This window comes from Sulfitobacter sp. HNIBRBA3233, assembly GCF_040149665.1.
Lineage (GTDB): Bacteria > Pseudomonadota > Alphaproteobacteria > Rhodobacterales > Rhodobacteraceae > Sulfitobacter > Sulfitobacter marinivivus.
In genome coordinates, this window is the sequence record NZ_JBEFLP010000001.1 from 2,266,026 (window position 1) to 2,287,834 (window position 21,809).

General features: G+C 60.6%; 22 protein-coding genes. 12 read left to right on the top strand and 10 right to left on the bottom strand.

All coding sequences use genetic code 11. From position 1 onward, the window contains the following. Positions 1–95: 95 nt before the first annotated feature. From ABMC89_RS11135 to ABMC89_RS11180, 10 genes are all read right to left on the bottom strand, one after another. Complete coding sequence (locus tag ABMC89_RS11135) at positions 96–3,218, bottom strand: efflux RND transporter permease subunit (protein WP_349567999.1); 3,123 nt, start codon at positions 3,216–3,218, stop codon at positions 96–98. Then, the gene (locus tag ABMC89_RS11140) at positions 3,211–4,365 is read right to left on the bottom strand and encodes an efflux RND transporter periplasmic adaptor subunit (protein WP_349568000.1); all 1,155 of its coding nucleotides are present in this window, start codon (positions 4,363–4,365) and stop codon (positions 3,211–3,213) included. The genes ABMC89_RS11135 and ABMC89_RS11140 overlap by 8 nt, the downstream gene beginning before the upstream one ends. After that, on the bottom strand, positions 4,355–4,873 hold the full coding sequence (locus tag ABMC89_RS11145) for a GbsR/MarR family transcriptional regulator (RefSeq protein WP_349568001.1): 519 nt from the start codon (positions 4,871–4,873) through the stop codon (positions 4,355–4,357). Before ABMC89_RS11145 ends, ABMC89_RS11140 begins: the two co-directional genes overlap by 11 nt. Positions 4,874–4,991: 118 nt before the next feature. Beyond that, complete coding sequence (pcaG, locus tag ABMC89_RS11150) at positions 4,992–5,606, bottom strand: protocatechuate 3,4-dioxygenase subunit alpha (protein WP_349568002.1); 615 nt, start codon at positions 5,604–5,606, stop codon at positions 4,992–4,994. A gap of 2 nt (positions 5,607–5,608) precedes the next feature. Then, a complete protein-coding gene (gene pcaH / locus ABMC89_RS11155) occupies positions 5,609–6,343 on the bottom strand; it encodes a protocatechuate 3,4-dioxygenase subunit beta (RefSeq protein ID WP_349568003.1) in 735 nt (244 codons plus the stop codon). After that, a complete protein-coding gene (pcaC, locus tag ABMC89_RS11160) occupies positions 6,340–6,720 on the bottom strand; it encodes a 4-carboxymuconolactone decarboxylase (protein WP_349568004.1) in 381 nt (126 codons plus the stop codon). Before pcaC ends, pcaH begins: the two co-directional genes overlap by 4 nt. A gap of 17 nt (positions 6,721–6,737) precedes the next feature. Beyond that, entirely contained in the window at positions 6,738–7,907 is a 1,170-nt protein-coding gene (pobA, locus tag ABMC89_RS11165) for a 4-hydroxybenzoate 3-monooxygenase (RefSeq protein ID WP_349568005.1), read from the bottom strand. Between the two features lie 252 nt (positions 7,908–8,159). Beyond that, entirely contained in the window at positions 8,160–10,154 is a 1,995-nt protein-coding gene (locus ABMC89_RS11170) for a beta strand repeat-containing protein (RefSeq protein WP_349568006.1), read from the bottom strand. A 31-nt stretch (positions 10,155–10,185) separates the two neighbouring features. After that, positions 10,186–11,607 carry a hypothetical protein gene (locus ABMC89_RS11175; RefSeq protein WP_349568007.1) on the bottom strand — a complete coding sequence of 474 codons (1,422 nt, stop codon included), beginning with the start codon at positions 11,605–11,607 and terminating at the stop codon, positions 10,186–10,188. A 78-nt stretch (positions 11,608–11,685) separates the two neighbouring features. Then, positions 11,686–13,002: a beta strand repeat-containing protein gene (locus ABMC89_RS11180; protein ID WP_349568008.1), complete on the bottom strand. Its 1,317-nt coding sequence runs from the start codon at positions 13,000–13,002 to the stop codon at positions 11,686–11,688. Positions 13,003–13,477: 475 nt separating this feature from the next. On the opposite strand from ABMC89_RS11180, the gene ABMC89_RS11185 reads away from it, so the two are divergent. The 12 genes from ABMC89_RS11185 (at position 13,478) to hpf (ending at position 21,765) form a co-directional block, all read left to right on the top strand. Continuing rightward, on the top strand, positions 13,478–13,951 hold the full coding sequence (locus ABMC89_RS11185) for a curli assembly protein CsgF (protein ID WP_349568009.1): 474 nt from the start codon (positions 13,478–13,480) through the stop codon (positions 13,949–13,951). Between the two features lie 49 nt (positions 13,952–14,000). Beyond that, positions 14,001–15,065: a CsgG/HfaB family protein gene (locus ABMC89_RS11190; protein ID WP_349568010.1), complete on the top strand. Its 1,065-nt coding sequence runs from the start codon at positions 14,001–14,003 to the stop codon at positions 15,063–15,065. Between the two features lie 169 nt (positions 15,066–15,234). Beyond that, a complete protein-coding gene (locus tag ABMC89_RS11195) occupies positions 15,235–15,705 on the top strand; it encodes a hypothetical protein (protein ID WP_349568011.1) in 471 nt (156 codons plus the stop codon). 42 nt (positions 15,706–15,747) lie between these two features. Then, positions 15,748–16,392 (top strand): hypothetical protein, encoded by a 645-nt coding sequence (locus ABMC89_RS11200; protein WP_349568012.1) that lies wholly within the window; start codon positions 15,748–15,750, stop codon positions 16,390–16,392. A gap of 13 nt (positions 16,393–16,405) precedes the next feature. Then, a complete protein-coding gene (gene csgH, locus ABMC89_RS11205; RefSeq protein WP_349568013.1) occupies positions 16,406–16,780 on the top strand; it encodes a curli-like amyloid fiber formation chaperone CsgH in 375 nt (124 codons plus the stop codon). Between the two features lie 20 nt (positions 16,781–16,800). Beyond that, on the top strand, positions 16,801–17,538 hold the full coding sequence (locus ABMC89_RS11210; RefSeq protein ID WP_349568014.1) for an SH3 domain-containing protein: 738 nt from the start codon (positions 16,801–16,803) through the stop codon (positions 17,536–17,538). A gap of 90 nt (positions 17,539–17,628) precedes the next feature. Then, the gene (locus tag ABMC89_RS11215; protein WP_349568015.1) at positions 17,629–18,405 is read left to right on the top strand and encodes a PaaX family transcriptional regulator C-terminal domain-containing protein; all 777 of its coding nucleotides are present in this window, start codon (positions 17,629–17,631) and stop codon (positions 18,403–18,405) included. A 46-nt stretch (positions 18,406–18,451) separates the two neighbouring features. After that, the gene (locus tag ABMC89_RS11220; RefSeq protein WP_349568016.1) at positions 18,452–19,066 is read left to right on the top strand and encodes a ribonuclease D; all 615 of its coding nucleotides are present in this window, start codon (positions 18,452–18,454) and stop codon (positions 19,064–19,066) included. A gap of 119 nt (positions 19,067–19,185) precedes the next feature. Then, positions 19,186–19,680 (top strand): hypothetical protein, encoded by a 495-nt coding sequence (locus ABMC89_RS11225; RefSeq protein WP_349568017.1) that lies wholly within the window; start codon positions 19,186–19,188, stop codon positions 19,678–19,680. 18 nt (positions 19,681–19,698) lie between these two features. After that, complete coding sequence (gene lptA / locus ABMC89_RS11230) at positions 19,699–20,187, top strand: lipopolysaccharide transport periplasmic protein LptA (RefSeq protein WP_349568018.1); 489 nt, start codon at positions 19,699–19,701, stop codon at positions 20,185–20,187. After that, the gene (lptB, locus tag ABMC89_RS11235; RefSeq protein WP_349568604.1) at positions 20,184–20,942 is read left to right on the top strand and encodes an LPS export ABC transporter ATP-binding protein; all 759 of its coding nucleotides are present in this window, start codon (positions 20,184–20,186) and stop codon (positions 20,940–20,942) included. Before lptA ends, lptB begins: the two co-directional genes overlap by 4 nt. A 256-nt stretch (positions 20,943–21,198) precedes the next feature. Further along, entirely contained in the window at positions 21,199–21,765 is a 567-nt protein-coding gene (gene hpf, locus ABMC89_RS11240) for a ribosome hibernation-promoting factor, HPF/YfiA family (RefSeq protein WP_349568019.1), read from the top strand. The last annotated feature ends 44 nt before the right edge of the window (positions 21,766–21,809 follow it).

Sequence of the window (21,809 nt, forward strand, 5' to 3'; positions counted from 1 at the left end):
CATGAGGCGACCGCATACCAGTCGCTTGCACCGGATCACTGGACCGGAATCACCGGCGCCAGAGCCACACCGGTGACCGCCCGCCTGTCGCGCAATCAGAGGGCAGGCTTCTTGAGGCCGATTTCACGCTCCGCCTTCTTTTCGCCCAGCATCAGCATTGCGGGTGTCACAACCATTGTCAGGATCGTCGCCACAACCAGTCCGCCCGCGATGGCCGATGAGAGTTCGGTCCACCACTGCGTCGAAGGTGCGCCGTAAACGATTTCGCGGGTGAAGAAATTGAGGTTCAGGCCGATCACCATCGGCATCAGCCCCAAGGCAGTGGTGATCGAGGTCAGCAGAACCGGCCGCAGACGCTGGGCACCGGTGCGCAGCACGGCCTCCAGCGGTGACTGCCCGGATTTTCTGAGGTCGTTATAGGTGTCGATCAGCACGATGTTGTTGTTCACCACGATCCCCGCGAGTGCGATGACGCCAATGCCCCCCATCACGATCCCAAAGGGACGACCGGTGACCAGAAGCCCCAGCAGAACGCCCGCGATGGAAAACACGATGGCGCTCATCACGACGAATGCCTGGTAGAACGTGTTGAACTGCAACACGAGGATCACGAACATCAGCATGATCGCGGCGATGAAGGCACCGACGAGGAAAACCATGCTCTCCTGCTGGTCTTCCGCCTCTCCGGCGAAGCTGAATTCGACACCCTCCGGCAGGTCGGCATCGTTCAGCGCCGCGGTAAGCGCCACCACCTGATCGTTGACTAGGAAACCCGGCGCCACGTTCGCCTCGATCGTGGTGACGCGTTTCTCGTCGATCCGGCGGATCACGCCGGTCCGCTCGGACGGCGCGAAGGTCACGAAATTGGCAATCGGCACCAGACCGGACGTGGTCGGCACCCGCAGGCTTCCCAACTCGGCGAGGGACCGTTCCTCGCGCGGGAACCTCACGCGAATATCAAGCGAGCCGTCGATATCGTCGGGGCGATAATCCGCGACGGTGATCCCCTGCGTCAGCAGTTGCACCGCCTGCCCCAGAAGGCTGACATCGGCACCGAAGCGCGCGGCCTCGGCACGGTCGACAAGGATCGACACTTCGACGCCGGGGACAGGGCGGGTATCGGTCACATCCGTAAATCCACCGATGCGGTCCATGATCTCGCGGATTTCGGCGACGGCATCGGCCTGCTTTTCCGGGTCACGCGCGGTGACTCGAAGATTGACGGGCTTTCCGGCTGTCGGCCCACCGCTTTCTGTCTGCACCTGCACGTCGATGCCCGCGATATCCGCCACGCTTTCGCGGATATCCGCACCGATCTGCGCCGCGGTCCGGCGGGTATCCCACGGGGTAAGTTCCAGTTGCAGCGTTCCTATGGTTTCTTCGTCGCCCTGTCCGGCGGACATCATGGACCGCGCGTAGATGCTCGCGATCTCGTCGTAACCCAGCAGGCGGTCCTCGACCGCACGCACCAGCGCGTCCCGCTCGAAGATCGAGAAGTTATCCCGCGCACGCACCTGCACCTGCATGAAATCGGGTTCGACCGACGGGAAGAAGCTGACACCCTTGCCGAACTGCCCATAGAGGCCAAAGCCCCCCAGCAGCAGCGCCACGGCCAGAAGCACGGTCGCGGCAGGGCGCAAGATCGCCCAGTGCAGGACACGAACGTATCCGCCGGTGAACCCGGTCATGTCCCGCGGATCGCCAACCTCGGCGGCATGCAGCGCTGCCTTCTGCTTGGCGGTCTGGGGCTGTCTCTTGCCAATCAGACCGCCCACCACGGGGATGAAGATCAACGCCATGAACAGAGAGGCAAACAGCGTCAGGATCACGGTGATCGGCAGGAATTTCATGAACTCCCCAACCATACCTGTCCAGAAAAGCAGCGGGAAGAACACGCTCAGCGTTGTCGCGGTGGATGCGATGATGGGCCACGCCATGCGTTTCGCGGCAAAGGCATAGGCCTCGGGCGCCGGTGCGCCCTCTTGCAGCTTGCGATCGGCGAGTTCGGTTGTGACGATTGCCCCGTCCACCAGCATCCCCACCACAAGGATCAGCGAAAACAGGACCACGATGTTCATCGTATAGCCCATTGCCCACAGCGCGATCACACCGGCAAGGAAGGCGCCCGGAATGGCAAGCCCCACAAGGATCGAGGACCGCAGCCCCAGCGCCAGCACGATCACGATCATCACCAGAATGACCGCCGCAATCACATTGGCCTCAAGATCGCTGAGCATATCCTTGACCTGTTTGGACTGGTCCTGAAGGTAGGTCACCTCGATGCTGTCGGGCCAGTCCGCGCGAAGTTCTTCGACGAGGGCTCGCACATTCGCCACCGTGTCGATGATATTCGCGCCCGACCTTTTGGTCACCTCCAGCGCCAGCGCGGGCTGGCCGTTGATGCGCGCGAACGAACTTGGGTCCTCGAAGGTGCGGCGGATGGTGGCCACATCCCCGAATGTCACAACCGCATTGCCGCGCACCTTCACCGGCATCGACATGACGTCTTCGAGATCTTCGATCAGGCCCGGCACTTTCAACACGATCCGGCCCGATCCCGTTTCAATCGCCCCCGCCGCGATCAGGCGGTTGTTGCGCTGGATCTGCCCGATCAGTTCGTCGAAGGACAGGTTGTACGTCTGGAAGACGGTGGGATCGATCAATACCTCCAGAAACTCGAACCGCTGGCCGCCGATCTCGGCTTCCAGCACGCCTTCGAGGCCCTCGATCTCTTCCTGAAGCTGCTCGGCCAGATCGTTCAGCATCCTTTCCGGAACGGGGCCGGACAGGATTGCCGTCACGATCGGGAAAAGCGCTGTGTTGATCTCGGTGATCGTGATGTCGCGCGCATCTTCGGGCAAATCGTTTTCGGCGCGATCCGCGGCCTCGCGCACCTTGTCCAGCGCTTCGTCGTTGTCGCCACCGGGGGTAAATTCCAGCTGGATGCTGGCAAACCCTTCGGACGCATCCGACTTCATGCTGTCCAGACCCTCGATCGAGGCGAACTCCGTCTCCATCGGCTCCAGCAACAGGCGCTCGGCGTCCTCGGGGCTGATACCGTCCAGCCCGGTGGATACGTAGAACAGCGGAAGCGGGACTTCGGGATTGGATTCCTTTGGAATCGAGGTGTAGGCAAAGGCCCCGACGGCCAGCACCATCACAAGCGCCATGACCACGACACGGGACCGCGAGAAGGCAGCGTCGATGAGGCTATTCACCTGACATCTCCTGCGCGGCGGGTGCCACGACCTCGCCCGCGTTGACAAAGCCCTGACCGACCGTGATGACATCGACGGTCTCGGGCAGGCCGGTCACCCAGATGCCGTCAATCTGCGCCTTCACGACCTGGATCGGGTAGAACTCGACGATGTTGTCGGCGTTGACGGTTTTCACACCCAACGCCCCTTCAGTGTCCAGCGACACCACCGACGGCGAGGTGAAATGCGCTGTGACCTGCCCGGTCGGGATGATGACCTCGGCCGAGATCCCGGCAGGGATCACACCATCTGCGTTTGGCACTTCAATCTCGGCAAGGAACGTGCGCGTTTCCGAAGCGGCAGAGGTGCCGACGAAGGTAACCGTGCCCTCACGTTCCTCGCCGGTGATAAACCGCACGGTCGCGGGCTGCCCGACCTCAAGCCGTGTGAGCGACTGCTGCGGCACCTGAATGGCAACCGTCAGGGGCGTGATATCGACAAGGCGCCCGACATCAGCACCGACCGAGACGAATTCACCGGCGTCCAGATCGAGCGTTTCGATCCGCCCGTCGAAGGGTGCGGTGATCGTCAGCGCCTCTGCCGCCTGTTCGGTCTGGGTGACCTGCGCCTCGGCGGTGGCCAGCGCCGCACGCGCCTCTGTCACCCGGTCTTGCGTGGCCACGCCGCGCTCCAGCAAGGCCTGCGCATTGTCGAATTCACGCTGGGCCTGCACCAGCGCCTCTGCGGCGCGGCGCGCGTCCGCTTCGTTGCTTGACGAGTTGAGACGGGCAATCACCTGCCCCGCCGTGACATCCTCACCCTTCGTGACCAGAACCTCGGTCACGTCCCCCGATGTCTCGGCGCGCAGCGACGTGTCGCGATCCGGCAGCGCCTGACCTTCGGCCTGAAAGAATTGCGTCACGCTTTGTGCCGTGGACGTGGTCACCGCAACGGCGACCGGTTCCGGGTCCGCGCGCGATACCGGTGTCTCTTCGGGCTCCGACGGCAGGATGAACCCGCTGCCCATCCACCCCACGATCAACAAGACCAGAAGTGCCGCGAGCCAGGTAGACCGCGATGCGCCCCTATCTGACTCAAATTCCAGACGTTCGGGCCCGGCGGGATCCTGCCGCGCCGCAGCGTCGGTATCGTGTTTTTCAGTGGTCATCTTCTAGATCCTTCGACCCCTCCGGCGCCAGCCGGGGCTTATCTGCATCTTCTTTTTTCAGGTCATCGACAGCAACGGCCAGACCCGCGTGGATCGAGGCATAGAATGCTGCATATTCGCGCACGCGGGCGGTCGCATCGGCATCGGCGGGCAAGGCATCTATTGTCTGCGCAATTTCGTCCCTGAAAAGCCGCGTGCGCTTCTGCACACCTTCCAGCAAGGACAGATAGGGCCGGGGCGCCAGCTGGAAGTAATCCTGCCGGTCGCCGGGGCGGGCGATCCTTTTGACCAGACCACGCTCTTCGAGCAGTCGGATACTGTTGCTGATGCTGCCGCGGCTCACCTCGAGCCGCGTTGCAAGATCCCCGAAGGAAACCGCGTCTCCGTCGAAAATCAGCAGGCCAAAGACACGTCCCGCGATGCGCGGAAGGCCTTCGGCCTGCGTAATCATACCGACTTTCTCGATGAATTCGGATCTGGTATCGGCGGTGGCAGAGGTATCCGGCATAAGCGCGCTTTCGGTGTGAGCTACGCTGGATATGGCCGCAACGGGCGTGTCGTTCAATACTGTTCAGTAAAAACTGAACAATTTGTATAAATCCGGACTGCCTGTCCGAACCCGATACTCAGATATCGAAGAAGACCGTTTCATCCGGCCCCTGCAGGTGAATGTCGAACCGGTAAGCGCCGTCCCCGTCGCGGGTCGCAAGCAGGGTGCGCACGCGGTTCTGGTGTTCGATCCGCGACAGGATCGGATCGGTGGCGTTGGCGTCTTCTTCATCCGCGAAATAGATCCGCGTGTGCAGGCCGATGTTGATGCCCCGCGCCACGATCCAGACCGTGATATGCGGCGCCTGCATCCGCCCGTCGGGCCACGGCACGGCACCGGGCTTGACCGTCTCGAAGGTAAATTCGCCGGTTTCCATATCGGTGGGGCAACGGCCCCATCCGGTAAAGTTCGGGTCCGCCTGTCCACGGCTTTCGTTCGCGGAGGCGAACAGACCCTGCGCATCCGGCTGCCAGATTTCCACCATCGCATCGCGCAGCACTGTCCCGGTTCCGTCGCGGATCGTGCCTTTGACGGTGATTTCTTCGCCCTTCACCGGACCGGTTTTCATGACGCGCCCGAGATCGCCGTCGTACATGCGCATATCGGCGAAATTCGGTGTGCACCCGATATGGACATAGGGCCCGGCCGTCTGGCTGGGACTTTCGCGCAAATACTCGGTCTTTGCCGTCACGGTCACAGCCCCTCTGCCCGGTTTTCGAAATAGGTCTGGCGACGCCCCCGCAGCACGATGTCGAACCTGTAGGCACGCGCATCCATCGGAAGGGTGCGGTGAATATCCAGCCTGGCGGTCAGCGCATCGACGGCCTCCTGCGATTTCAGGACGCCCACAATCGGACACAGGGGGATATGCGGATCACCTTCGAAATACATCTGAGTAATCAGACGCTGGGCAAACCCATGCCCGAAAACAGAAAAGTGGATATGCGCGGGACGCCAGTCGTTCATCCCGTTGGGCCAAGGATAGGGGCCGGGCTGGATCGTGCGGAATTCATAGTGTCCCTGCGCATCCGTCACAACGCGCCCGCAGCCGCCGAAATTGGGATCGAGCGGCGCGATATACCCTTCCTTGCGGTGCCGGTAGCGCCCCCCGGCGTTGGCCTGCCAGATCTCTATCAGCGCATCGGGAACGGGACGGCCCATTTCGTCCCTGACAGAGCCGTGGACGATGATCCGCGGGCCAATGGCCGACTGGTCTGCGGCGGCAAAGTTATGAACCAGATCAGCATCCAGCGGCCCAAGGATACCGTGGCCGAAAACCGGTGACGTTTCTTCGCTCAGGCTGGTTGGGAAGGACAGAAGCGGCGCTTGCGGGCTGCGTTTCACGCTGGTCTTGTAAGCCGGTGTCAGCGCATCGGGTTGCCACGACCTGTCGCGCGGGACGAAGCCGCCGTTGCCTGTATCGCTCACAACTCCACCTCCATCTCGGCATAGGTTTGTTTCGCCAGCTTGATCGCGTGGTTGGCCCTTGGCACACCCGCGTAGATCGCAACATGCATGAAGGCCTGCATGACATCCTGCGGGCTGGCGCCGGTCGCATGGGTGGCGCGAATGTGCATCGGAATCTCCTCGAAGTTTCCGGTCGCGGCCAGCAAGGCAAGCGTCAGCATCGAGCGTTCGCGCCGTGTGATCGTATCGTCGGCCCAGACGGTGCCCCACGCCCCTTCCGTGATCAGCGTCTGGAAGGGCGCGTCAAAGTCGGTCTGCGCGGTAGCGGCGCGGTCGACATGGGCGTCGCCCAGCACGCTGCGACGGGTTGCATTGCCCTGCTCCAACCTATCCGTCATCGGCACTCTCCTCAGGATCAGTAGGGCAATCCGACATAGTTTTCCGCCATCGCGCGCTGTGCGGCCTTGTTCGAGCGCAGGAATTCCAATTCGGCCACCTGCATCTTGATATCAAAGGGGGACTGGTCGGGATAGCGGTGAAGCAAGGACGAGAACCACCACGAAAAACGCTCGGTCTTCCAGACGCGGTCAAGCGCCTTTTCGGAGTAGCCATCTATGCCAGCTTCGGACCCGTTTTCGTAGAAATCGCGCAGGGCATTGTAGAGGTAATGAACATCGGAAGCGGCGGTATTCAGCCCCTTCGCACCCGTTGGGGGCACGATATGCGCGGCGTCGCCGCACAGAAACAGGCGACCCCAGCGCATCGGCTCGGTCACGAAGGACCGCAGCGGTGCGATCGATTTTTCGATGGAGGGGCCTGTCACCAGCTTGTCTGCCTGATCCTTGGGAATCCGGCGCTTCAGCTCTTCCCAGAATGCCGCATCGGTCCAGTCATTCGGGCTGTCGGACAGCGAGCACTGGATATAGTAGCGGCTCAGCGTATCGTTGCGCATCGAGCAGAGCGCGAAACCGCGTTCGGAGTTGGCATAGATCAACTCTTCGTTGACCGGTGGCGTTTCCGACAGAACACCCAGCCAGCCGAACGGATACACCTTTTCGTATTCGCGCCGCACATCCAGCGGAATGGTCTGGCGGCTGACGCCATGGAAACCGTCGCAGCCCGCAACGAAATCGCATTCCAGCCGCCGCTCTTGCGTTCCCACCCTGTAGGTCAGATACGGCGACGTCGTATCGGCACCGTGTATCTCGACATCCTCGACCTCGAATTCGATCGGTCCGCCGGCCCGCTCGCGCGCGGCATAAAGGTCACGGGTGACTTCGGTCTGGCCGTACACCATCACCGGTTTGTCCGTATGCTCGGTGAAATCGACGCGGAACATCTCGTCACCGTAGGAGATCAGCGTTCCGTTGTGGGTAAAGCCCTCGGCGTGCATCCGGTCGGCGCAGCCCGCTTCCTCCATCAGTGATATCAGACCCTGCTCCAGTACGCCGGCGCGGATGCGGCTCAGGACATAGTCCTTGGTCTTGCGCTCCAGCACAACGCTATCGATGCCACGGACATGCAACAGCTGGGCAAGCAACATACCCGATGGCCCGCCGCCGACAATCGCCACCTGAGTTTTCATACGCCCTCCGAATTTCGTTCGGTAAGGTTAATTGGTATTCGTCAGAAGTGACAAGGGTTCATCATTCGCTGATCTGCGCACGTTTGCGCATGCACGAGCGCACAGGCCCCTGTTCCTGTTGCACCCCTGCGCGTCAAGAAGCGGCGTCACCGGGTCAGGGCGATCGCGTTTCGCGCTGAACCACTGGCGTGACACGAAAAACCCGGCACCGCTTCGGGTGCCGGGAATTTATCTTGCGACGTCGGACTGCGCTTACTGCGTCACACCAAGCACGTTGAAGCTGCCGATCTGGTTGAAGCTGGTCATATTCGCGTTGCCGACCTGTACCACGGCGACCTGATTGGCATCGCCACCGGAGATTGTGCCGATGATAGTGTTGTTGTAACCCCGTTGGCTGAATGCAACGGAGTTGGAATTCGATTCAAACGTCAGCTCGCCAATCGACAGTTCGATGTTGTTGCCGTGTCCGCGCTGAAAGATATCACCGGGCTCAAGGCCAGTGCCTTCTGTGCCTGCGGCGGCGATCGCATCGGCACCGGTGAAGCTAACCGCCGTATTGTTTTCGCTGCCATAGATCGACGCGTTGACAATATTCTGAAGACCGCCAGACGGTGTGTTGGACTGTCTCACTCTCAGGACGTTGCGATCGCCCTCGCCACCATTCGCGCCGCCGATGAGGACTGACGCGGTATTCCCTCCGCGGTGGCTGACGGTGACGTCGTTGCGGTCACCGGTGATGTCCACAGTTGCGATACCGTCAAGACCGGTCTGGTCAACTCTGACACTGTTTGCATCCCCCTCGTTGGAGGTGCCGCTGATGGTGATCGTCGCGACGTTATTCGCAGTCATCCGGTCGCCGTTCTGGAACAGGATCACATTATTGCGGTCACCGCTGACGGACAGTGTGCCGACGTTGAGGCCGAATTGAAAAATGCTCAGCGTGTTGCCGTTTCCTTCGTCCGGCGAACCGGCATCTGCGGCACCGGTCACCGAGACAGTCAGCCTGTTTTGCTCGATCTGATCGACGACAACATCGTTTCTGTCACCCGAGATCGCGATGGCGGAGGTGTTCGGCAAGACACCGGCGTTTTGCTGATTTACGTCAACATAGTTGCCGTTTCCTTCGGTCGCGCCCGTGATCCCTATTGTCGACGTGTTCGTGCCGTCCTGATCCACGTAGACCTCCGAACGGTCCCCGAAAATGTCCACCGCCGACTGGTTTGCGCCGTCCTGAAGGATTTTCACGTCATTTCCATCGCCCGCGGCCAGATCACCGTCGATCACGATGGAAGAGGTGTTTGAACCGCCGCCGGAAAATTGATCGGTGACCGCCGTGTTGCGCGACCCCGAGATTATTGTGCTGGCGGTGTTGTCGCCAATGTACTGGAGCGTAACGACATCGTTTGCATTGCCGTCAATGGTCTGGATTGCATCGTTCGTGCTACCGTTCTGTAACAGCAGGTTTTCGTTTCTGTTTCCGGTGACGACCGCGGTCGCGGTGTTCATCCTGCCGACCTGCTCGGTGCCGAACAGGTTCAGGTTGCCCATGGCGTCATAGACCAGCGTGTTGGTGTTTCCGTCCTGCAATGCCGTTCCCTGCTCGACACCGAAGGGGCCGACGAAAGCACCAAAGTCACCTGTCCGGGGATTACCGCGTGACGCGGCGCCGTTGCTTTTGCCGCTCTGCGTAACGGTCATGCTGTTGCCGCTGCCGAGCTGGTCAAGGCTTGGCCCCGTCCCCGTTGCGGGCCGCCGTCCGATGATGTTCCCATCGCCAGATTGCGTAACCGTCATGGTATTCACCGCGCCGCTTGCATCGCGATTGACCTGCCGCAGGCTGGAGACAAGGTTGTCATCCCCGCCCCCCTGAACCACCGTCGCGGTGTTTTGCGCTGCCGCCGCACCCGTGCGGCCGCGCTGAAAACTGCGGAACAGGATTTCACCGTCGCCGGTCTGTTCAACGGTCAGATCGTTGCGGTCGCCTACCTGCGTCAGCGCACGCTCGACCGGATCAGCCCCCAGACCCAGACGCGCGGCGATGTTGTCGGATCCGGTCTGTGTGACGGATGCGCTGTTTGTATCGCCGGACTGGCGCAGGGCCGAGGTGTTCTTGCGACCGTCCTGTTCGATCAGACCGGCGTTGAACGATCCGTCCTGAACCATCGCGGCCCGGTTTTCATCGGCGTAGCCTGCCGTCGCAACAAGAACGGCCAGTGTGGATGCAGAAGCGAAAAATGCGCGTTTCATAATTTAAATCCCGGGTCTTATTTAGTCTGAATTACTGGTAGATACCGGCGTTGTTGCCGCTACCCGATTGAATGAGGCTGGCAACGTTGTAACTGCCGATCTGCACGACCGCCGCCTGGTTCGCCTCGCCGCTAATCACTGCGGTCAATGCGTTGGCATCGCCGGTCTGTGCCGCCGCGAAAAGGTTGTCGCTGCCCGCGACCGTGAACGCCATTTCGTTGCCGCTGCCCGACTGCCGGAAGAAACCGGGCGTCAGCCCGCCGCGCGACGCCGCGCCCAGAAGCGGACCACCGGCATTGTTGCGATCCCCGATGATCTCGAGGCTGAAGATGTTGTCACCGAAGGCCCCGATCCCGCCGCCAAGCTGTTCAAGGTCCGCAAAATTCAGATTGCCGAAGACATCCATCGTCGCAAGGTTGTTCCCGCCCTGCCCGGACAGGTAATCCTGCACGTTGCGCAGCGTGTTCCGATTGCCTTCGACGGTCGCTGTCACCTCGTTTGTACCCTGCTGGAAAGCATAGATGCGGTTGTCGTTGCTGAATCCGATCAGGTTGACGGAAGCAGTGTTGGTGACGATCTGGTCAATCCCCACTTCGTTTCCGTCCCCTTCGATCACCGACATCTGGATATTGTTTTCGGTGCCGTCCTGACGCAGGCCGATCTGGTTTTCGTCACCGTTGATCGTCAGCAGGCCCATGCTGTTCTTGCGGCCCCCCTGACGCAGGCCAAACCGGTTATCGTCGCCGACGATCAGCAGGTTGATCTTGTTTCCGTGGACTTGCGTGTCCACGGTGTCGCCTTCCTGCACGATCGAACTGTCCAGCAGCGAGGGCTCCGCCGCAAAACCGCTGAGCGACAGCCGCCCGTTGTTCGACCCCACGATGGTCACGTCGATCTCGTTGCTGTCGTCGATACCGGTATCGTTCGACAGTTGCTCGACCCACGCGATCAGGTTGCGTCGGCCGGTCATCACGACAGTGGCGCGCTGGCCCTGTTCACCGGCTTCCTGTATCTGACGGACAGCGTTGATACGGTTTCGGTTTCCACCCTGCTGGGTGATCGACAGCGTGTTCGCACCGTTCGTCACCGCACCGCGCGACCTCTGGACCACGCTTCCTAGGATATTGAGGTCCGAATCCTGAATGATCGTGATCTCGTTGAAGATAACCGACGTGTTGCGGCGCCCGAACTGGAACAGACCGCGACCGATACGCCCGATCTGGTTGTCGAGCCCCGTCTGCGTGATGTCGAGCGAGTTGAAGATGCCATCCTGGACCATCGGCTGCACTATCGATCCTGCAAGGTTTCGCTGCCCTGTCTGGTTGATGATGGCGGAGTTGTCGGTCCCGATCTGGTCGATCAACACGTCGTTTTCCCGGTTGCTCTGCGCCTGCGCGGCAGAGGCAAGGACGAGGCCGGCAACGGCACTCAGCGCAATTGAACGATAGGACATGGATCACTCCGGTCTTGAGTTGGTTTCTCCGGGCGAAAGAAGTCCGCCCGGAGCATTAGCTGTGGACACCTGAGTGGCTCAGGTTGTGGGCGATGTGACGCCTTGGCTGATGCCCGCCGCATTGCCGTTGCCGGTTTGCGTGAACACTGCCGTGTTGCCGTTGCTCAACTGGGACACAGCGGCGGCGTTGTTGTTTCCGCTCACAACACCTGTGATGAGGTTGCCGTTACCGTCGCCAAGCGCGGCGCCCTGACCGAGCGCGAAGGCATTGCCGTTCCCGACGACTGTCAGCGTTGCCTCGTTGCTGGTGCCCCACTGGGAAATCATACCGTCCAGACCACCCACTGTCGCCGCGACACCGAAAAGGCCCGTGGAAGAGCTGAGGCCGTTGTCGTCGCCGTCGATGGAAAGGGACGCCACGTTGGTCACACCGTTCTGCATGATGCCGAATTCGTTATTGCTTCCGCCATTCAGAATGCTTGCCGACGCCGTGTTGCCGACGCCGTTCTGCGTCAGGCCGATCACGTTATCGTCCCCGGTCACGGCGGCGAGCGAGACAGTGTTTGTGTTGCCGCTCTGGTAGATGCCCAGTTCGTTGCGATCACCAAGAATGGTCAGCCCTTCGGCAGAGTTGCCGTTACCTGCCTGCAAGAAGCCAAACTGGTTGTTGTCGCCGTCGCTCACCATGTAGTTCAGACGGTTGCTGGAACCGCTCTGAACGGCGGAGGAATCAGCTGCACCGACCGCCGCAAGTCCACTGAGCGTACCACGACCGTTGGAGTTGCCGGTGATGGACAGTACCGCGGACTGGTTGGCGCCGCTCTGATTGACCAGTGCGATCAGGTTGTCGTTCCCTGTTTGCGATAGAGTGGCCGTGTGGCCAAGGCGGCCTGCGGTAGATCCATCTGTGGACCCGTTGCGCCGCTGAGAAACGCTGGTAATCTCGTTCTCGTCACCGGTCTGCGTGGCCACCAGAAGGCTACCGGAAGCACTTGCCGTTTCGGATCTCTGATAGACCTTCACGATGGAGTTGCCCAACGCCGCTGCTGTCCCGGAGGAATCTTGCGAAATAGTTGCTGTGCTGCCGGGGCCGCTTTGGTTCAACTGGTAGAAACCCGTGTTCTCACCGGCTGCAACCTGACCTGTACCGACCGCGTTATTGCTACCATCCTGATCAATGGTAAGCGTATTACCCAAAGTTGTGTTCCGGCCGAATTGCAAGATCGCGCCGTCGCTGCGGCCTGCCTTGTTTCCGCTGCCATCCGACTGATCAATCAGTGCGGAGTGGTTGTCTTTCGTCTGAGTGAGATACGCCTCGTTCGAGTCCGCATAGGCGGAGGCCATGGACAGACACAATGCAGTGGATGCCGCGAAGCCAATTTTCGTAAGTTTCACTAGAAATCTCCAGAATTTCGTTCGTTAAATCGTTCGTTGTCGAATAGGGGGCTGGTTCACCGAAAACAGTGACCGCTGTCAGCAAAGGCCGAAACGACCACGGCATCGGCCGGATCCTCCCCCCAAACGTCGCTTCGAGAATTGAAGATAATTTTTAATGAAGCAACTTATTTCCCGAATTTTGCCTTATTTTAGCCCCATTCTCGGCAATCTGGAAACGATCCGGCTTTGATATGAATTAATGTTCAATCGAATTTCTAGTATTGCGGGAATAGTTCAATTCATAAGGGAATTTATCTCTTCGAATCGCGAAAGTGGCGCGATGGCAACAATGGTACATGCCTTAATTATGTACGTTTATTACGGGCGGAAGAGATGATAAGTGGAACTGTCAAGATCAGGTATTTTACTGTTTGTCTATTGCAGATCAGGGCGACGTTTGTAACGTAACCCCGACACCGAAATGAGGTTTATGATGCAGATTTTTGCCAAAGCCGGACGCGCGAGCCTGTGTGCAGCATGTGCAGCCCTCCTTGCAGGGCCCATCGCCGCGCAGGATCTCGTCTATACCCCCATCAACCCTTCCTTCGGTGGTAATGCCCTGAATTCCAGCCACCTTCTGTCTATCGCGAACGCCCAGCGCGACGCGACCGCGCGCGATGCCAACCGCGGCAATGGCGCAGGCGACGGTGTGGATGGCGGCGATGCCGGCCCGACCGACGCGGACCTTTTTGTGCGCCAGCTTGAAGGGCGTTTGCTGTCGGCGCTTGCCGGTCAGGTCACCAACGCGATTTTCGGTGATAACCCGCAAGAGACCGGCCTGGTGACATTCGGCACGACGACGGTTCAATTCGACCGGTCCCTCGACAGCATTACCCTGCTGATTACAGATTCACTTGACGGCACCGTGACCGAAATCATTGTCCCCCAGCTGGTTACAGGAAGCTGACAGGGCGCATGGCACAGCCACCGAAATACGCGATTTGAGGAAAGAGCATATGGCAATACGGCAGACACTCCGGAGGCTTGCCCTCGCCTGCGTCGCAGCGGGCCTGAGCGCCTGCACGACCATGACCGATCTGACCGAAGGGCAGTATCAGGCACAATTCAGCCAGATCACCCCGCAGAACCGCGCCCTGCGCGAAGTTCCTGCGCCCGCCCACCGGGTTACCGTGTCGGTCTATGATTTTCCCGACCTCACGGGGCAGTACAAGGAACCCACAAACGTGCAGTCCCTGTCGCGTGCAGTGACGCAGGGCGGCGCGCCCATGCTGATCAAGGCACTGCAAGACGCAGGGGAACGGCGCTGGTTCTCCGTCCTTGACCGGTCGAACCTTGAATCGCTGATCCGCGAGCGTCAGATCGTGACCGAGATGCGCCGCATCTACCGCAACGAGCAAAACGTCAATCCAGCCGCGCTTGCCCCTCTCGATCATTCCGGGATCATCCTGCAGGGCGGGATCATCGGCTACGACAGCAACAGCATGACCGGTGGCTTCGGCGCGCGGTATCTCGGCATCGGCGGCGACCGCCAGTGGAAGCTTGATCTGGTGACCGTGTCGCTGCGGGCGATCTCGACCAACACCGGCGAGGTTCTGGCCTCTGTCGTGGTGCGCAAACCGATCGCATCGGTGTCCGACCGCGGTTCGATCTTCCGCTATATCGCGCTGGACGAGCTGCTTGAGGCTGAAGCCGGTATCGCCACCAACGAGCCCAAGCAGATCGCCGTCGAACAGGCCATCGAGAAAGCCGTGATGGCCCTGATCGCGGAAGGGTCCGAACTGGGCGTCTGGTCCTTTGCCGATGAACAGGCCGGCAACAGCTATGTCGCGAACTACCGCGCCCAGAAATACCAGGGTGAGGTGCCCGCGACCGCACGCCAGATCCGTCTGCCGAACACCCGCAACGCGGCACAGACGGTCAAAACCCGTCCGGTCAGCCGCAGCGCCCAGGTCACGCGCCGCGTGATCGAACGCCGCGTGACACCGCAACAGCAGCAGCGCGCAGCACCGCCACCTGCCCTGCCGCCCTCCGGCGCAGAGCCCGGCGAAACAGTCGGCTGATAAGATCCACATCAGGAAATCAGAGAAAGGCGGCCTTCGGGTCGCCTCTTTTTTCGTTCAGAACGCGAATTTACGTTGATTTGCCAGATGTCGTCTTAAACCAACCGCAATCCCGTCAGAATTATATCGGACCCTCGTCGTTGAAGCAGTCAACAAAAACGAGGCTCCTATGTTCAACTTCCGCACCGCAGCCGCACTGGCGGTCGTGATCTCGACAGGCGCAGCCACCACGGCGGCCGCCGATGAGACACTTATTCTTAACACTCTCGAAATCGTCGGGATCGAGGAGAACACGCTGACAATCGTGCAATCCCCGGACGCGGGACATGTCGCAAAGATTACCTTCTCGGGTCGGGCAAATGGCGGGGCCAGCGCCGAATATCCCAGCGATCCCGCGTGGTTCGGCCCGCTTGAGGCCGGCACGATTCGCCAGACCGGTCACGCCCAGCTGGCTGTTTTGTCCGTATCGGGAATTGGAAACCTTTTCGCGATTTCGCAGGCCGGAAGTAATAACAGCGTATCCGGCAGCATCAGCGGCACAGGAAACATGGCAGTTGTTCAGCAATCCGGTTACGCAAACCGGACGCAGTTCAGCCAGCAGGGACAGGGCAACAGGCTTTCGGTTTCGCAAAACATGTGATAAGACAAGGCATTATTGTTTCACTGAATTACGGATGACATGATGCCTATTTGGTCTTTTCGCGCCCTCACCGCAGCCATTACAGTTGTCGCAACTGTTTCCGCCGTGCAGGCCGATGACAACCGGCTGTTTATCACGCAAGACAGCAGCATCGGTGGTGCCGGTGGCAATACCCTTTTCGTCGATCAGTCCCTTGCCACGAACTCGACCATCAGCGGCGCATTGGACAGCGACACACCCGCGCAGCAGATCGGCGGCGGGAACACCGCACAGGTCAATATCGCCAATACCGATGGTCGCGTCGCACTGAACCAGATCACAACAGACGGCGGGACCACGGGCAACAACGCCAACGTGAATCTCAGCGGCCTGCTGGCCACGGGCGTGCTGACGCAGGTCGGCATCGACAACGACGGGCGCCTGAATGTGTCGGGTGACGGGGCGAGCGGGTTTCTGGAACAGCGGGGCGACGGCAACACGGGCTTTGTCGAAGTGACTGGCGCGCGCGCCGTAGGCCGCTTGCTCCAGAATGGCAACAACAACAGCACCGGCTTGTCGGTAACGGGCGCCGGTGCCGATGTGACCCTGACCCAGAACGGCAACAACATCATTACCGCCCCGAGCGTTGTTCCTTCCGTCACCACCAATGGCGGCAGACTCACTATCAACCAGACATTCAGCAATTAAGGAGGGCGGGCGCATGATCCGCTCTTTGGTACTCGGACTGGTCACAACCTTGGCAAGTGTATCTTCCCTCTCGGCAGGCAGCACGCTCGCCCTGCCCGATATCGAGATCACGCCGCAGGACACCGGGCTTCTGATCACAGGTCACGTGAACGGGCTGGGAGACGGTACTGTCACGGCGACCCTGACCATCGATAAATCGGATGCCTCCGGACGCGCCAAAACCAGCCAGAGCCGGAAGATCCCGGTCAGCAACGGCAGCAGCGATACAGTTGCACAAACCTCGCTCTCCGCGCAGGATGACCTGAGCCTTCGTGTCACACTTGAGTTGTCGGCAGATGGCGCCCCGATCGGGATCGCGACCACCACACTCGGCGCCCCCGCAGAATAACTCGAAAAGACGGAAACCCCATGAACAGAATTACGCGTATTCTCCTTGCCACGGCCACGGCGGCGGGCCTCGCATCATCGGCTTTCGCGCAATCCGAACAGGAATTCATCGATGCCTTTTCGGGGGAGTGGTATGTATTCGATCCCGCCCAGCATGACAGTGCGGATCCCTGTGCGCTGACGCTGCAATCGGATCGTGTGAACGATGTTCTGCCGGTCACGACAGACGGGTGCGCCGCGCCGCTTGAGCTGGTGGACCGCTGGGCGATCCGCGAAGGCCGCATTATCCTTTCGACGCCCACGGCCGAACTTGCCGTGATGGGCGGCAACCAGTTTCGTGTGACGGGGGAGTTGAACGAAACCGACACCAGCCTTGTCATTGAACGGGCACAGGGGGATGGAAGCAGTGCCCAGATCGCAGCCGCATTGCGCAAGCATAAATGTTACTTTGTGGGCTTCACGCAGCAATGCGCCGTGGCCAGCGATCTGAAAATCCCCGCCGTCAATGCCGAGGAAGGCTTTGCCACCATCGAAACCCTCGCGACGATCAACGCGCGTGCGCAACCGCGCCGCGACGCCGCTTCTGTCGGTAATATCGCGCAGGGCACCCGCGTGCGGGTCAACCAGTGCCTGACGGCATCGGATGGACCGTGGTGCCGCGCCCGCGTGGGCGAGACATCGGTCTGGCTGGCGATGACCGCACTGCGACAGGACGAATGGCCCGTTGTCACCTACCGCCTCGCCCAACCGGAGGAGTGATCCGTTCCTCGTTAACGCGCGAAACCGGTCACGTATTCCAGATCGCGGGCCAGCGTGGGCAGGCCGCGCCCACCGCAAGGTTTTGCGCAAATGAAACCAGACCCCTACACCGAAACGGTTGAGGCACTTCTCGCGCTGGGAGGGCAGAGGGTCTGGTCGCTTATGGTCACCCTTTTCGGTGATCTTGCACAGAACGAGGGAACCGCGATCGACGGGCCCGTACTGTCCGCGGTCATGGCCGCGATGGACATCCGCCCCGAAGCCGTGCGCGTGGCGCTGCACCGCCTGCGCAACGATGGTTGGATCATCTCGGAAAAGCGCGGCAGAACCCGCCGCCACGCGCTGACCCCCAAAAGCCGGAAAGAAAGCGCCGAGGCGAGCGCCCGCATCTATGCCCCGTCCGGCACAGCGGAGGAAGACTGGCAGATCGCGCTGCTGGAAGATGCCACTGTGGCCGCACCGGAAGAAATGGCAAAGCGCGGCTTCGCGCCACTGGGCCCGCGCATCTATGTCGGCGGGGCGAAAGCGGAGCCGCCCAAACACGCCCTGAGGCTTGAGGGTTCGGATCCGCCCGGCTGGCTCGGCGCGCAGCTTGCCGACGCGATGCTGACCGATGAATACGCAGCCCTTCTGCCGATCCTGCGAACGGCGGACAGGCGGCTGGGTGCGGCCACCCTTACGCCGCTACAACTGACGGTCCTGCGCTGCCTGATCGTTCATAACTGGCGGCGCATCATCCTGCGACACCCCCCGCTTCCCGCGACCCTTTTGCCCGAAGGTTGGGCGGGAACGCTCTGCCACGCGCATGTTCACAGCCTTCTTGCGCAGCTGCCGCGCCCGGATCTCAGCACAATCCGGCCCGCCTAGGCGGGATGTTCTTTCCAGCGCCCGTTCCGCAGAGTATAGAGCAGCCATGACTCATAGCGTTTATCAGAATGATCTTCCCGACGGGCTCGACCTTGGTCCGATTGTCGCAATCGATTGCGAGACGATGGGGCTCAACCCGCACCGCGACCGGCTTTGCGTGGTGCAGCTGTCCGGCGGCGATGGCCGCGCGCATCTGGTGCAGATCGCCAAGGGCCAGACCGAGGCACCGAATCTCTGCCGCCTTCTGGAAGATCCCGATACCCTCAAGCTGTTCCACTTCGGACGGTTCGACATCGCCGCGATGCTGAATGCCTTCGGCGCGACCGCGGCGCCGGTATACTGCACCAAGATCGCCAGCCGCCTGATCCGAACCTATACCGACCGCCACGGCCTTGCGAAATTGCTGAGCGAGCTTCTGGGGATCGACATCTCGAAGCAGCAGCAATCCAGTGACTGGGGAGCGGAGGAGCTGACGCAGGCGCAGATCGACTATGCGGCGTCGGACGTTCTGTATCTGCACAAGCTGCGCGACGCCCTGAACGACATGCTTCTGCGCGAGGGGCGCATGGACATTGCGCAGGCCTGTTTCGATTTCCTGCCGATGCGCGCCCGTCTCGATCTTGAAGGCTGGCCCGATACGGACATCTTCGCGCATTCATGATGCGGCGGGAGCGCTTGTCGAGGGGGGACCGGTATTCACGCACCATCGCGTGGCTCAAGTTTGCCCTGCCCCTCGCCGCGCTCGCGATTCTATCGACACTGTTTCTCGTCTCTCGCGCAATGAAGACCGAAAACGTCATCCCCTTCGCAGAGAAGGAAATCCAGAACCGGCTGCGCGACCAGCAAATCACCGGCCCCTTCTTTTCCAGCACGACAGCGAGCGGTGACAAGATCAGCTTTTCCGCCGACACGATCATCACTCCGCGCGAGGACGTTGGCAGCAACCGCGCGGAGAACGTACGCGCCCGTATCGTTTCGGCTGACGATTCTACGGTGCAGCTGAGTGCGAATGCGGTCACTCTCAACATGGGGGATGACAGCGCGTCCCTTGAAGGCGATGTGACCGTGGTTACATCATCCGGGTACAGGGTGAATACACCGCTGATCACGTCGCAGATATCGACCGTCGAACTTTACGCGCCACAAACCGTGGAGGCGTTCGGGCCTATCGGCACGCTGACAGCGGGCAACATGACAATCTCGACACCGCCGACGGGCGAAGGCACGCAAATGCTTTTCAGTGGCGGGGTCAAGCTGGTATATACACCCAACTGACTGTGAAAGTGTTTTGAAATGGGTCTTCGCCTGCTGATGATCGCCGCTGCCGCGGCACTTCTGTCTACCGCCGCCCTTGCACAGGGCACCAGCGTGGCCTTCGGAACCATCGCACAGGACACCTCGCTCCCGGTCGAAGTTTCTTCGGACGAGCTGTCGGTCGATCAGGACACCGGAACAGCGGTTTTTTCCGGCAATGTCGTCATAGGCCAGGGCGAGATGCGCCTTTCAGCCGCCCGCGTCATGGTCGTGTACCGTGCAGAGCAGAGCGGCATTGCGCGGCTTGAGGCGACCGGCGGTGTGACGCTCGTCTCGGGCAATGATGCCGCAGAGGCGCAGCGCGCCGATTACAGCATCGATACCGGCACCATCGTGATGACCGGCAACGTATTGCTTGCCCAGGGCCAAAGCGCACTCAGCGCGGACGAGATGACAATTCGTCTCGAGGACGGGACAGCGCGGATGCGCGGTAACGTGCGGACCCGGTTGCAGACTGGCGGCGACTGATGCCACCTGACCTTACAGTATCCGACGGCGACGCAGGTCTGCGCATATCGCATCTGCGTAAATCCTACCGCAAAAAGGTCGTGATCCGCGATTTTTCGATGGAACTGCACCGCGGTGAGGTTGTCGCCCTGCTGGGTCCCAACGGATCGGGCAAGACCACGACATTCTACGCTGTCGCAGGGTTGGTCACGCCCGAAGGCGGCACCGTGCTCATCGACGGCAAGGACGCCACCAACCTGCCCATGTACCGCCGCGCGCAATTGGGCATCGGATATCTGCCGCAGGAAATGAGCATCTTCAGGGGCCTGAGTGTGCAGGAGAATATTCTTGCCGTTCTGGATATTGCCGAGCCGAGCCGGCGCAAGAAACGCAAGCGGCTCGAAGAGCTGCTGAGCGAGTTTTCCATCGAACACCTTCGCCGCGCCCCCGCGCTGGCCCTGTCGGGCGGGGAACGGCGGCGCGTCGAAATCGCGCGCTGCCTTGCGGCAGATCCCAAGTATCTGCTGCTGGACGAGCCCTTCGCCGGCGTCGACCCGATTTCCGTCGGCGACATCCGCCATCTGGTCGCCGACCTGAAAAATCGCGGCATCGGCGTCCTGATCACAGACCACAACGTGCGCGAAACGCTCGAAATCGTGGATCGCGCCTACATCCTGCACGAAGGCCGTGTGCTGATGTCGGGCACGCCGGACGAGGTGGTCCAGAACGGCGACGTGCGCCGCGTCTACCTCGGCGATAACTTCAAGATTTCCTAATCTGCCAGCAGCCGCCCGATCGCTTGAATCTGCGCCACCGGTGACTGAAATCATTGACACAAGGCCGCGTTTGTCCCTCTAATCAGGTATGGCGACATTGCTTTTCTCGTTTCTCAAAGCCGCGCTTCCTATCGGGGGGTCGGCTGAAAACAAGCAAACGGCAGTCGCTTCTTCCGGCATCTGAAATCGTTCGCGCCGCGTGCCCCGCACGCGCCCGCCTTCGTGTCCGGGTGCCACTCAACACAAAGGAGACACCATGCGGTATCAAATCAGCGGAAAACAAATCGATATCGGCGACGCGCTGCAGACCCACGTCAAAGAAGAACTTGGCAGTGCAGTCCAGAAATACGCTGAACGGCCGACTGATGCTCAGGTGATCTTTTCCAAGTCGGGCCATGAATATGTCTGCGAGGCCACGGTTCACCTGTCGACGGGTCTGACGGCCTCTGCCAAGGCGCACGCGACGGAAATTTACGCCGCCTTCAACACATGCAGCGAAAAGATGGAAAAGCAGCTCAGACGCTACAAGCGACGGTTGAAAGATCATCACAAAGAACGGGCTGAGCCCGTTGAACTTTTGGGGGCCTCCGCGTATATTCTGGCATCTGAATCCGACGCCGAAGGGGAAGAACCAGATACATTGCAGCCGATGATCATCGCCGAGATGCAAACAAAAATCGCTACACTCTCGGTCGGTGAAGCCGTGATGCAGATGGAACTGTCGGGTTCGCCGGTTCTGGTCTTCAAGAAAGAGGGTAAGAACGGCGTCAACGTGGTTTATCGACGTGACGACGGTAATATAGGATGGATTGACCCAGCTTGATCGCTGGGGTAGGGCGCGCAAAGAAAGCCACCTGAAGCGCGCAT

Excerpts from the sequence above, each read along its gene's own strand:
- ABMC89_RS11140 (WP_349568000.1), bottom strand. The coding sequence starts at position 4,365 with ATGACCACTGAAAAACACGATACCGACGCTGCGGCGCGGCAGGATCCC.
- ABMC89_RS11145 (WP_349568001.1), bottom strand. The coding sequence starts at position 4,873 with ATGCCGGATACCTCTGCCACCGCCGATACCAGATCCGAATTCATCGAG.
- pcaC (WP_349568004.1), bottom strand. The coding sequence starts at position 6,720 with ATGACGGATAGGTTGGAGCAGGGCAATGCAACCCGTCGCAGCGTGCTG.
- pobA (WP_349568005.1), bottom strand. The coding sequence starts at position 7,907 with ATGAAAACTCAGGTGGCGATTGTCGGCGGCGGGCCATCGGGTATGTTG.
- ABMC89_RS11170 (WP_349568006.1), bottom strand. The coding sequence starts at position 10,154 with ATGAAACGCGCATTTTTCGCTTCTGCATCCACACTGGCCGTTCTTGTT.
- ABMC89_RS11175 (WP_349568007.1), bottom strand. The coding sequence starts at position 11,607 with ATGTCCTATCGTTCAATTGCGCTGAGTGCCGTTGCCGGCCTCGTCCTT.
- ABMC89_RS11185 (WP_349568009.1), top strand. The coding sequence starts at position 13,478 with ATGCAGATTTTTGCCAAAGCCGGACGCGCGAGCCTGTGTGCAGCATGT.
- ABMC89_RS11190 (WP_349568010.1), top strand. The coding sequence starts at position 14,001 with ATGGCAATACGGCAGACACTCCGGAGGCTTGCCCTCGCCTGCGTCGCA.
- ABMC89_RS11195 (WP_349568011.1), top strand. The coding sequence starts at position 15,235 with ATGTTCAACTTCCGCACCGCAGCCGCACTGGCGGTCGTGATCTCGACA.
- ABMC89_RS11200 (WP_349568012.1), top strand. The coding sequence starts at position 15,748 with ATGCCTATTTGGTCTTTTCGCGCCCTCACCGCAGCCATTACAGTTGTC.
- csgH (WP_349568013.1), top strand. The coding sequence starts at position 16,406 with ATGATCCGCTCTTTGGTACTCGGACTGGTCACAACCTTGGCAAGTGTA.
- ABMC89_RS11210 (WP_349568014.1), top strand. The coding sequence starts at position 16,801 with ATGAACAGAATTACGCGTATTCTCCTTGCCACGGCCACGGCGGCGGGC.
- ABMC89_RS11215 (WP_349568015.1), top strand. The coding sequence starts at position 17,629 with ATGAAACCAGACCCCTACACCGAAACGGTTGAGGCACTTCTCGCGCTG.
- ABMC89_RS11220 (WP_349568016.1), top strand. The coding sequence starts at position 18,452 with ATGACTCATAGCGTTTATCAGAATGATCTTCCCGACGGGCTCGACCTT.
- ABMC89_RS11225 (WP_349568017.1), top strand. The coding sequence starts at position 19,186 with ATGAAGACCGAAAACGTCATCCCCTTCGCAGAGAAGGAAATCCAGAAC.
- lptA (WP_349568018.1), top strand. The coding sequence starts at position 19,699 with ATGGGTCTTCGCCTGCTGATGATCGCCGCTGCCGCGGCACTTCTGTCT.
- hpf (WP_349568019.1), top strand. The coding sequence starts at position 21,199 with ATGCGGTATCAAATCAGCGGAAAACAAATCGATATCGGCGACGCGCTG.